This window comes from Methylobacterium sp. AMS5, assembly GCF_001542815.1.
Lineage (GTDB): Bacteria > Pseudomonadota > Alphaproteobacteria > Rhizobiales > Beijerinckiaceae > Methylobacterium.
In genome coordinates, this window is sequence record NZ_CP006992.1 from 1,268,668 (window position 1) to 1,280,000 (window position 11,333).

General features: G+C 71.4%; 7 protein-coding genes (1 of these 7 running past the window's edge). 6 read left to right on the top strand and 1 reads right to left on the bottom strand.

Going from position 1 to position 11,333, the window contains the following annotated elements:
* The first annotated feature begins 56 nt into the window (after positions 1-56).
* The 6 genes from bcsS to bcsN all read left to right on the top strand — a co-directional run bounded on the left by bcsS (position 57) and on the right by bcsN (position 10,669).
* Positions 57-881 (top strand): cellulose biosynthesis protein BcsS, encoded by an 825-nt coding sequence (gene bcsS / locus Y590_RS05810; RefSeq protein ID WP_060769021.1) that lies wholly within the window; start codon positions 57-59, stop codon positions 879-881.
* 303 nt (positions 882-1,184) lie between these two features.
* Entirely contained in the window at positions 1,185-3,689 is a 2,505-nt protein-coding gene (gene bcsA, locus Y590_RS05815; RefSeq protein WP_083530777.1) for a UDP-forming cellulose synthase catalytic subunit, read from the top strand.
* Complete coding sequence (locus Y590_RS05820; protein ID WP_060769023.1) at positions 3,686-6,334, top strand: cellulose biosynthesis cyclic di-GMP-binding regulatory protein BcsB; 2,649 nt, start codon at positions 3,686-3,688, stop codon at positions 6,332-6,334. Before bcsA ends, Y590_RS05820 begins: the two co-directional genes overlap by 4 nt.
* Entirely contained in the window at positions 6,334-7,590 is a 1,257-nt protein-coding gene (locus tag Y590_RS05825) for a family 8 glycosyl hydrolase (RefSeq protein ID WP_083530778.1), read from the top strand. The genes Y590_RS05820 and Y590_RS05825 overlap by 1 nt, the downstream gene beginning before the upstream one ends.
* On the top strand, positions 7,575-9,677 hold the full coding sequence (locus Y590_RS05830) for a hypothetical protein (RefSeq protein WP_060769024.1): 2,103 nt from the start codon (positions 7,575-7,577) through the stop codon (positions 9,675-9,677). Before Y590_RS05825 ends, Y590_RS05830 begins: the two co-directional genes overlap by 16 nt.
* On the top strand, positions 9,674-10,669 hold the full coding sequence (gene bcsN, locus Y590_RS05835) for a cellulose biosynthesis protein BcsN (protein ID WP_060769025.1): 996 nt from the start codon (positions 9,674-9,676) through the stop codon (positions 10,667-10,669). Before Y590_RS05830 ends, bcsN begins: the two co-directional genes overlap by 4 nt.
* Before the next feature lie 100 nt (positions 10,670-10,769).
* Here bcsN and chrA read toward each other — a convergent pair whose 3' ends face one another.
* Positions 10,770-11,333 carry the 3' portion of a chromate efflux transporter gene (gene chrA / locus Y590_RS05840; RefSeq protein ID WP_060769026.1) on the bottom strand. It continues 669 nt past the right edge of the window, so the window shows 564 of its 1,233 coding nt (coding positions 670-1,233); the start codon falls outside the window, past its right edge — the gene reads right to left on this strand; it ends in the stop codon at positions 10,770-10,772.

Below are 11,333 nucleotides of genomic sequence, written 5' to 3' on the forward strand. Positions count from 1 at the left end.
TGTTAACCGTGGGCCCCGATAAATCGGTGCGTAGCGTGTGCGTATCCGAGGATCGAATGGCTGTGGTTTCTCGCAACCATCAACGGGCTCCCGGGAATCTCTGTATTCTTGCCTGCGGGCTTGCGGCCGTGATCGCCGCCCCGGCCCGAGCCGCCGACCTGCCGGCTCCGGCCCCCGCGGCCGCGGCCGCGGCCGCGAGCGTCGATTGGTACACCGGCGCGCAAGCGCAGGCGGTGGACGACAGTTGGGCGGTGGCCGTCGATGGCTCGACCAGCATCACCTCCAACTCCTCGGCCTTCGGCTCCGTCACCGTGACGACGGCACTCGGCAGCCCGCCGACGGTGAGCGGCGCGCGCGTGCGCGTCGAGGCCGTGGCCGGCACCTACTCCTATCCCGGACAGGCCGTCGGCGCCCGCGTCACCGGCTACCAGCAGGAGGGCTCGCTGCTCACCGGCTATGAGTGGATCTGGCGGGAGGCAGCGCTCGCCGGCTATGTCGGCTTCAACGTCCGCAGCAACCAGCTCTCGATCCCCGACCCCGGCAACCCGGTCGTCGGAACGGGCGTCGGCCTGAAGGTCGCCGGAAACTTCTACGCCACGCCGACCGACCGGACCATGGTCTCGGCCTACGGCTCCTACTCGACCAAGTTCAACGCCTACTATTCCCGTTTCCGCGTCGGCTACATGGTCGCCGACGGCGTCTATATCGGCCCGGAGGCGCTGTTCCTCGGCGACGACTTCTTCCGCCAGTACCGCGTCGGCGCCCATCTCTCGGGCCTGAGCTTCGGCCCGGTCCAGATGTCGCTCGCGGCCGGCTACGTGCGGGACCGCGTCCAGGGCACGGGCTACTATTCCAGCATCGAGGCGCGCGCGAACTTTTAGAGCGGGCGGACCGCCGGCCGAAGCCAAGCACTTGGATCAACGAGGACAATCCGCCGCCTTGTCTCCGCGTCTCACGGCAAAGTAATGCTGTCTCAAGCGAAGAATGGCTTCCGTATCAGGAAGACATTCCTCGCAACCGCATGTCATTTTCGCGGAATTTCTGCTGAATCTTCGGACATTTTCTCCGGATGACGCTACGCTCTGCATCGCAAAATCAACCTTGTTCGCAGAGCGGGACGGCGGCGTCGTGAACGCATCCGGAAATCGTCGTATTTTCATGATGGATCCGTCCACGAGGCAGGGGTGGCGAGTGTGATACGTGCGCTGCGGTGGCTGGCCTGGATGGGGACGACGGTTGCCGGCCTCATCCTGCTGAGCCAACCGGTCGGGACGCAGAACCAGCTCGCCATGAGTCTCGCCGCCATGGCGGCGATGATCGTGCTGTGGCTGTTCCTCGACGGGCCGCGCACTCGCTTCGTATTCCTGGCGCTCGGGAGCCTCGTGGTGCTCCGCTACATCCTGTGGCGGGTCACCGATACGCTGCCCTCCCCCGGCGATCCGGTCAGCTTCGGCTTTGGCCTGCTGCTGCTCGTGGGCGAATTGTACTGCGTCTTCATCCTGTTCGTGAGCCTCATCATCAACGCCGACCCGCTCAAGCGGCCCCCGCCCCCGGCGGCGCGCGCGGCCGAGTTGCCGACGGTCGACGTGTTCGTGCCGAGCTACAACGAGGACGCCGCCATCCTGGCGATGACGCTGGCGGCCGCGCGCCAGATGAACTACCCGCCCGACAAGCTTAACGTCTGGCTTCTCGACGACGGCGGCTCGGACCAGAAATGCGCCGACCCCAACCCGGAGAAGGCCAAGGCCGCCCGCGACCGGCGGCGGGAGCTGACGGTGCTGGCCGAGGAACTCGGCTGCCGCTATCTCACCCGCGCCCGCAACGAGCACGCCAAGGCGGGCAACCTCAACAACGGGCTCGCCTTCGCCACCGGCGAGATCGTCGTCGTGCTCGATGCCGACCACGTCCCGTTCCGCTCCTTCCTGAGCGAGACGGTGGGTTACTTCGCCGAAGACCCGAAGCTCTTCCTCGTCCAGACCCCGCACGCCTTCCTGAACCCGGACCCGATCGAGCGGAACCTGAAGACCTTCGAGCGGATGCCGTCGGAGAACGAGATGTTCTACGCGGTGACGCAGCGCGGGCTCGACAAGTGGAACGGCTCGTTCTTCTGCGGCTCCGCCGCCCTGCTGCGCCGCACCGCCCTCGACGAGGCCGGGGGATTCTCCGGCATCACCATCACCGAGGATTGCGAGACCGCCTTCGAGTTGCATTCCCGCGGCTGGACCAGTGCCTATGTCGACAAGCCCCTGATCGCCGGCCTCCAGCCGGAGACGCTCTCGGCCTTCATCGGCCAGCGCTCGCGCTGGTGCCAGGGCATGTTCCAGATCCTGCTCCTGAAGAACCCCGCGCTGCAGAAGGGGCTCAAGCCGATCCAGAAGATCGCCTACCTCTCGAGCATGACGTTCTGGTTCTTCCCCGTGCCGCGGCTGATTTTCATGTTCGCGCCGCTGCTGCACATTTTCTTCGATCTGAAGATTTTCGTTGCCAGCGTCGATGAATCGATCGCCTATACGGCAACCTACATCGTCATCAACCTGATGATGCAGAACTACGTCTACGGCAAGTTCCGCTGGCCCTTCGTCTCGGAGCTCTACGAATACGTTCAAGGCCTCTATCTGTCGAAGGCCATCGTCTCGGTGATCTGGTCGCCGCGAAAGCCGACCTTCAACGTCACCGACAAGGGGATCAGCCTCGACCACGACCATCTCTCGTCGGCCTCGCTCCCGTTCTTCGCCGTCTACGGGCTGCTGGCGGCGGGCTGCGCGGTCGCGACGTGGCGCTACCTGTTCGAGCCGGGCGTGACCAACCTGATGCTGGTGGTCGGCCTGTGGAACTTCTTCAACCTGCTGACCGCGGGCGCAGCCCTCGGGGTCTGCGCCGAGCGCCGCCAACTGGAGCGGGCTCCTTCGCTGGCCATCAACCGGCGCGGCCAGATCACGCTGGGCGGCCGGGCCATCGACGTGTCGATCGAGCGGGTCTCGGCCGAAGCCTGCACGGTGCGCCTGCCCGCCGCCCTGCTGCCGACGGAGGGCGGACACCGCAAGCTCACGGGGGCGCTCACCGTCATCCCGGTGGCGGGCGCGCGCCCGGCCGGCGCCCTGCCGGTGACCCTGGAGCGGATCGACCGCGCCAAGGACGAGGCCTTCGCCCGCCTGAGCTTCGGCCGCCTGCGCCCGCAGGACTACGTGGCGCTCGCCGGCCTGATGTACGGCGATGCGGAGGCGATGCGCCGCTTCCAGATGCGCCGCCGCCGCCACAAGGACATCCTGACCGGCACGCTGCAATTCATCTGGTGGGGCCTTTCCGAGCCGTTCCGCGCCGTGCGCTACGCCTTCGCCGCCGACGCGCGGCCGGCGGTGGCGCCGGTGATCGACGGCACCTCGCCGATCTACGATGCCCCGGAACAGGCGCCGACCGGGGCGAACCTGCCCGAGCCGCTGCTTGCGCCAGCGGTGCAGGCCTACGCGTTCCAGGCCGCCCCACAGGCTCCAAGGGAGCCTGTGCCGGCCGAGACGCGAAGCCCAGCCCCGACGGCTCAGGCCCCGGTGAACGCGCAGCCCGCCCCCTCCTCCAGCCCTTCGGCCAACCCGCCTGCCCGCGCCTCGAACGATTGGGTGCGCATGATGCTCGATTACGAGAATGAGCGCGCGCTCGCCGGTCGGACCGGGCGCGGCACGGGCACGGCGTGAGCGCGATGACGGTGCAGCCTCTTCCAGGAGCCGGCCTCGGACCCGCGCGCCGTGCCCCCCGGACGCCGGCCCTGGCCGTCGCGCTCGTCTGCACGCTGCTCATGGGCGGGGCGCCGGCCCGCGCGCAGAGCTTCCTCGGGACCGGTCCGGCCGAGCGCCTGACGGTGCCGCCGACCGGAGACGCCCTGCGAAAGCAGAGCCCGGCGCCGGCTCAAGCCCCCGCGCGAGGCCCCACCTCGTCCGCCGCCCCGGCGCCGACGGCGCAAGGCCGCCCGTCGGCCCCCGACAGCGCCGACGGCGGACGCCGCCCGCAGATCCAGGCGACCATCGCCCCGGCCCGCCGCCTGCCCGCCGGCACCCGCGGCTTCCGCCTCTCGGGCGAGGAGGACGTGCTGCAATATCCGGTCTACCTCACCGAGGGGCAGGCGCGGGGCGCGGCACGGCTGCGCGTCTCCTACCTCTCGGCGATCTCGGTGGCGCCGGAGGGCTCGGAACTCACCGGCCTCGTCAACGGCACCAAGGTCGGCTGGACCCGGATTCAGGCCCCCGGCGCCGTCAAGGTCGTGGAATTCGCGATTCCCGACGGCGTCCTCAAGGCCGGCTACAACGCCGTGACCCTGACGGCGAGCCAGCGCCACCGGGTCGATTGCGCGATCGAGGCGACCTACGAGCTCTGGACCCAGATCGATCCCTCGCGCTCCGGGCTGGTGATCGCGCCGGCCGCCGACCTCGACCTAAAATCGCTGGCCGCCCTCGAACCCGACGAGAGCGGCGCCCTCCCCATGGGCGTGCTGCTCAACGAGAAGCCGACCCTGCCGCGTCTGGAGCGGATGATCGGCGCCGTGCAGGCGCTCGCCGTCGTGAGCCGGCTCGCCCGGCCCGCGGTCAGCTTCGGGCCGCCGCTCTCCGGCCGCAGCGGCGTCAACCTGCTCGTGGGGACCGCCGCCGAGATCCGCGGCACGGACGGCGTCGAGGATCTCGGGCCGATCACCGGGCCGCGGCTCGCCCTCCTGCCGCCGCGGGGCAACCGCGCGCCGACGCTCGTCGTGACCGGCCTTGGCCCCGACGACGTGCGGGCGGCGACCGCCCAGCTCGCCGCGGCGGGCGATGCCGGCGGCAGCGGGCCGGGCACGGCGCTCGCGCCCCTGATCCGGGGCTACGAGGTGCAGGGCGGCGAGCGGCTCGAATTGCAGCGCCTCGGCGTCACCAGCCGCGAGTTCAACGGGCGCCTGCTGCGCACCCGGATCGAGCTGCGCTTTCCGCCCGATTTCGTGCCCGCCGACTACGGCAAGGCCATGCTGCACCTGGCCGGCGGCTACGCAGCCGGGCTCGATTCGAGCGCCCAGATCGTCGTCGACATCAACGGCCGCAACGCCGCGAGCGTGCCGCTGCCCTATGCCCGCGGTGAGGTGTTCGACGATCAGGCCATCCCCCTGCCCTTGAGCCTGTGGCGGCCGGGCCTGAACAGCGTCGAGATCAGCGCGCAGCTTCCGAACGCGGCGGACAAGGTCTGCGACACCCTCTCGCCCGCGGCGCGGCAGCCGCGCTTCCTCTTTCTCGACCGCACCCGCCTCGAAATCCCGTCCCTGGCCCGGGCGGTGCGCAGCCCCGATCTCGCGGCGGTCAAGGCGGGGGCCGTGCCCTTCACCGCACCGGGCCAGCGCCCGCGCCTCGTGCTGCCGGTTGCGGACCGCGAGACCGCGGATGCCGCCGCGACGCTGGCCGCACGCCTCGCCATCGCCGCCAAGCGCGTCATCGATTTCGAACTCGTGCCCGATGCCGGCGGCACCGAGAGCGGCGCCAAGCTCGTGGTGGCGCCCGCCCGCGCCCTCAATCCGGTGACGATCCAGTCCGTCGGCCTCGATCCCGAAGAGATCCGCCGCATCTGGGGCGGACGGGCCGAGACCGTGGCGACACCGGGCCAGTTCGGTCCGGAGGGCGTGCTGACCCTCGACCGGCTGCGTCGCAACCTGCCGATGCGCTGCGCCCTGCCGCCGGCCGCGGTGCCGGTCAGCGTGGCCGCGGCCCCCCCGGCGGCGTCCGCGACCGCCCCCGCTGCGGCGCCGCCCGCGCCGCGAAGCCCGCTGCGGCCGGCGGCCCCGGAGACCGACGAGGAACTCGTGGCCCGCTGGGACCAGACCCTGTCGGGCGCGGCCTTCGTGCCCACCGTCCTGCGGGAGGGCTGGACCCGGCTCGCGAACGGGGCACTGCGGCTGCGCAGCGGCGTGACGGGCCTGATCGAGGCGCCGGCGGCAGACGTGCCGGTCAATCCCCGCGCCTCGCTGATCATCGCCGAGGACAGCGGCGGAACCCGCCTCGGCGAGACCACCGTGCTCGTCACCGCTCCGAACCCGTCGATGCTCAAGGCCTCGGTGTCCTGCCTCGTCGATCCCGTGGTCTGGACGCGCCTCGTCGGGCGCGCCGCCTTCCTCGATGCCTCGGACGGCACCCTCACCACCGTCCAGCCCGATCACGTCGCGCTGATCGAGACCCGCTCGTGGTCGCTCGCCAACTTCCGGCTCGTCTCGGCGGCCTGGCTCTCACTCAATCCCGGCTACTATGTCGGCATGACCCTGTTCATGGCTCTGTGCCTCGGCCTCGCCACGACGGGCCTCGTGCGCCAACTCGGTCGAAGGAATTCCTGATGCGGCCCCCCCGCACACCGCGCCGCCCCGGCTTCGCCGCCCCGGGTATCATCGGATGGGCAGTTGCCTCGGCGCTCGCCCTCGCGGCGGCCGGATCCGCCGCCGCACAGACGACGCCACAGCCGGCATCCCCGGAGACGTCGTCCCAGGTGCCCCAGCCGGCGCCCCAGCAGACGGAGGCCACCACGGTGCCGCCCGCCACGGCCCTGCCGGGCCCGCCGCGCGCCGAGACGTCGGCGCGGACCGATTCCGGGCCGCTGCTCGCCAACACCCTGGGCGACGACGCGGCGTGGCGCGCCTACCGGTCGCGATTCATTACCGAGCAGGGCCGGATCGTCGATACGGCCAACGGCCTGATCAGCCACAGCGAGGGCCAGGGCTACGGAATGCTGCTCGCGGTCGCGGCCGGCGACCGGGCCACCTTCGAGCGGATCTGGGGCTGGACCCGCGCCAACCTCATGGTGCGCTCCGACGAGCTGCTGGCATGGCGCTGGGCGCCCGACCACCGCCCGGCGGTCTCCGACATGAACAACGCCACCGACGGCGACATCCTGGTCGCCTGGGCGCTCACCGAGGCGGCGGAGGCCTGGGGCGAGCCGTCCTACCGCACCGCCGCGCGCCGCATCGCCGTCGAGTTCGGCCGCAAGACCATCCTGTTCAGGGACCCGCACGGGCCGGTCCTGCTGCCGGCCGTCTCCGGCTTCTCGGCCCGCGAGCGCTCCGACGGACCGCTCATCAACCTGTCCTACTGGGTCTTCCCCGCCTTCCAGCGGCTGCCGATCGTCGCCCCCGAATACGATTGGGCCTCGCTGATCCGCAGCGGCGTCGATTTCCTGCGCCAGTCCCGCTTCGGGCCGAGCAGCCTGCCGACCGAGTGGATCTCGGCCAAGGACAGCTTACGCCCCGCCGACGGCTTCCCGCCGCTGTTCTCCTACAACGCGATCCGGGTGCCGCTCTATCTCGCCTGGGCCGGCGTCGGACGGCCGGAGGATTACGCGCCGTTCAAGACGCTCTGGGGCGGGATCGAGCGCGAGCGCCTGCCGATCGTCGACACCCGCGACGGGCAACCGGTCGAGTGGCTGAGCGAGCCGGGCTATATGGCGATCTCCGCGATCACCGCCTGCGCCGCGGACGGAACACCCTTTCCGGAAGCCTTAAGGACGGTGCAGGACAATCAGAACTACTATCCCGCCACCCTCCAACTCCTCTCGCTGATCGCCGCCCGGATGCGGTATCCGTCATGCGTGAAATCCTGACGCGCCCGCGGCGGCCTGCGCCGAAAGGCCCGCCGGCCCGGCGGAAGAGAATGCGCCGGGGTCAGACGTCCGGGCCGTTCGCGACGGCCGCGCAATCGGGCGCACTCCTCGGCGCGCTCCTGCTCGCCAGTGCGGCGCCCGCGATAGCTCAGGGCGGCGCGGCACCGGAATCGTCCACGCGCCTCATCTACGGCGACGGCGCCCGCGCGCCCGCGATCGTGGTCGATCCCGAGACCGGGGTCACGCCCGGCATGGTCGATGAGAGCGCGCTTCGATACTACGCCTCGCAGAAGCAGACCGCCCGGATGAAGGCCGAGATTGCGCGGCTGAAGCGGCTCTATCCCGGCTGGACCGAGCCGGGTGATCTCGACACCCTGCAGCCGAGCCCGCCCGAAGAAGCACCGCTGTGGGATCTGTTCACCGCCGGACGCTTCCAGGATCTGCGCGCGGCCATCGCCGCGCGCCGCTCGCTCGAGCCGAACTGGCAGCCGTCGGAGGAACTGGCGCGCAAACTGCGCCGGGCGGAGTTCCGCAACAGCATCAAGACCACCGCGGAGAAGAACGGGACGGGCAAGAACGAACTCGGCAAGAACGCCGACGAGGTGGTCGCCCTCTACCGCGCCGATCCCAGCGCCCTCGACACGGCGGACCTCGAATGTCTCTGGATCATCGCCGACGCGCTCGCCACGACGGGGGCGGGCGAGGACGCCTTCGATCTCTACAAGTCGGTCCTCGATGGTCCTGCCGATGCGGGCGCGCGGCTCGCCACGATCCAGAAGGCGATGAGCCATCTCAAGATGGATCAGGCCGAGCGGCTCATCGCCATGGGGCGCACGATCCAAGGAGCGAGCCAAGGATCCAATCAGGAGGGCGTGTCGGAATTCGACGCGATCCGCCTCGACATCACCCGCGCCCGCATCGCCGCCTTCCTGCACGACGAGCCGGCCCAGACGCCGACCCTGGCCGACCTCACCGCCTTCCAGACCTATGCCCGCAAGAGCGGCGACCCGAGCCAGACCGGCCTGCTGGGCTGGTACGCCTACAAGCGGCGCCAGTTCCGCGAGGCGCTGGAGTGGTTCAAGCTCGCCATCGGCCGCGGCGGCGACGCCATGGTCGCCCACGGCCTCGCCCATACCCTGCGCGAGCTGAACATGCTGCGCGAGGCGGAAGAGGTCGCCTATGCCTGGCGCGACCGCTTCGTCGGCAACGAGCTGCTGTTCATCGACGTGCTCGAACGCAAGCTGACGCTGGCCAACCCGCCCTTCATCGAGCCCGCGCGGATCGAGCGCTACGCCAAGGTCGTGATCGCCTCCGCTTCCGGCGAGGGTGCGCAGGGCTTGGCGTGGTACGCCTATAATTCCTGCCAGTTCGACACGGCGCTCGAATGGTTCCAGCGCGCCGTCGCCTGGATGCCGAGCGAGACCACGGTGTTCGGCTACGCCCTGACGCTGCAACGGCTGAAGCGCCAGCGCCCCTATCTCGAAACCGTGAACCGCTATGACGGCCTGTTTCCGAAGGTCGTCGACATGCTGTTCCGTGAGGATCCCGGCGGGCCACCGCTGCCCTGCGCCGCGCCGCAGCCGCCTCGGCCGCCCGCGCGGGCGGAGGCGCGGCCCGAGCCGAAACCCGACGCCCCCTCCTACGGCCGCGTACCCCGGCCGGATGCGGCCACGATCGGCGCCCAGACCGGTGCGGTGCCGGCGGCGGTCCAGCGCAACGAGTTCCCGCTGAGCGTGCCTCTCGACAATCCCCTGCGCTACCCGCCGGCCGCGCTGCAGCGGGTGCTCACCGAACCGGTCGCGCCCGGCAGCGACGCCCGCGAGCCCGTGACCGCGCGGCCCCCCCTGGTGGCGCGCCGCGTCAACGGGGCCGGGGCGATGCCCTATGAGCGCTACGGCTTTGCCCTGCTGCCGGGCTATAACGGCCTCGACAAGCCGGAGGGTCTCTCCCCTCCCCCGCCGGGCACGCTCTGGCAGGACCAGCAGGCGGAACGGGGCCGGGCCGCCGCCACGCCGGAGAGCGACCGCTTCTCCGTGCCCTCCCGCGTCTCGTCGGGCAACGGGCCGAACGGGAAGGGTTTTCCGTGAGATCGCGTCTCTTCGGCCTCCTCGCGGCGGTCCCGGCCCTGCTCCTCGCCGGCCCGGCTCTGGCGCAGTCCGCGCCGGTCCTGCGCCTGCCCGGCGCCGGTCCGGTCGCGGGCGTCGTCGACACGCGGGTGCGCGACGGGTTCGACCAGCGCATCCGCTTCGAGGGTGGCGACGGCCGCAACCATGCCGAGGTCGCCCTGCGCAACGAGACCGGCGACCTCCTGCTCGCTTTCCCACCGCGGCTGGCCAAGCCGAGCCAGTTCGGCATCGACGGCGAGATCGCGGTCCGCTTTCCGGGGCAGGTCCTGCGCGTGGTCGCGCCGCGGCGCAACGGTTACGGCCCGGTCGGCCTCGCGCTCGGGACCGACTGCCTCTACGCGTGGCAATGGTTCGAGCGGGCGAGCGCGGCCCAGCGCGCCGCGAGCCGCGGCGGCCTGTTCGATACGTCGGTCTCCCCAACCGCGGGCCGGCGCGCCCTCTCCCTCCGGATCCGGCTATGCCGCACGGCGCAGGCGAGTCTTGACGATCTCGTCGCCGCCGTCGAGCGGATGACCATCTCTCTGCCCGGCGAGCCCGGAGCCCGGCCACGCTCCTCCGCCGTCCGGCGCGAAAGGCCCGCCTCCGTGAAACGGCAGGCCGCACGTCCCAAGCCCAGCGAGCCACCCGCCGAGGCCGCACCGAAGCCGGCACCGGCCGCGCCGCCGCAGGCCGCGCCACTCCGTCCGCCGACGCCAACGGCGCCGGACAGCGGTGGCCGCCGCTACCTCGCCCCCACGACGCCGCAGGGCGCCGCCCCGACGTCCGAACCGCCGGTCACGAGTCCGGCACCGGGGGGGGCGCAGCGCTACATCACCGATGTGCCGAAACCGCCCGAGGGCGCGGGAGGCGGCCTGATGCCGAGCCCGGCTCCGGGCCGCTCGACCGGCGAGAGCCTGTCGCGCGATCTCCCCGCCGAGGCGTATCGGCCCGCCCCGAACCGCGACGGGCCGTGACGGGCTGACCGAGACGATGGACGCGGGCCGCGCGAGAGACCATCGCCGCCCATGACCGCCGAACCCCGCCGCACGGCAAGGGTCCCTTGCCCGCGCGCACTCAAGCGATGGCAAGACCGCCCAGCGCCGTCAGCACGACGACGCACCACGGCGGCGCCTTCCAGGCGGTCAGCAGCACGAAGGCAAGGGCCGCGAGGGCGAAATCGCGGGGTGAGCCGACCGCGCCGGTCCAGACGGGATCGTAGAGGGCCGCGCCCAGGATGCCGACCACTGCCGCATTGGTGCCGCGCATGGCCGCCCGCGCCGCCGGCCGCACACGGACGGCATCCCAGAAGGGCAGCATCCCGTAGACGAGCAGGAGGCCCGGCAGGAAGATCGCCACGAGAGCGATGCCGGCCCCGAGAACGCCGTTCGGCGCCGGCTGCGCCACCGCGCCGAGATAGGCGGCGACCGTGAAGAGCGGCCCCGGCACGGCCTGGGCCGCGCCGTATCCCGCGAGGAAGGCGTCCGGCGACACCCAGCCCGGATCGACCAATGCGGACCGCAGAAGCGGCAGGACGACATGGCCGCCACCGAAGACGAAGGCGCCGGACCGATAGAACGCGTCCGACAACGCCAGGGCATGGGAACCGAGGGCGACTGCGAGGAGCTGCAGGCCGATCAG

Excerpts from the sequence above, each read along its gene's own strand:
- Y590_RS05825 (WP_083530778.1), top strand. The coding sequence starts at position 6,334 with ATGCGGCCCCCCCGCACACCGCGCCGCCCCGGCTTCGCCGCCCCGGGT.
- bcsS (WP_060769021.1), top strand. The coding sequence starts at position 57 with ATGGCTGTGGTTTCTCGCAACCATCAACGGGCTCCCGGGAATCTCTGT.
- Y590_RS05830 (WP_060769024.1), top strand. The coding sequence starts at position 7,575 with ATGCGTGAAATCCTGACGCGCCCGCGGCGGCCTGCGCCGAAAGGCCCG.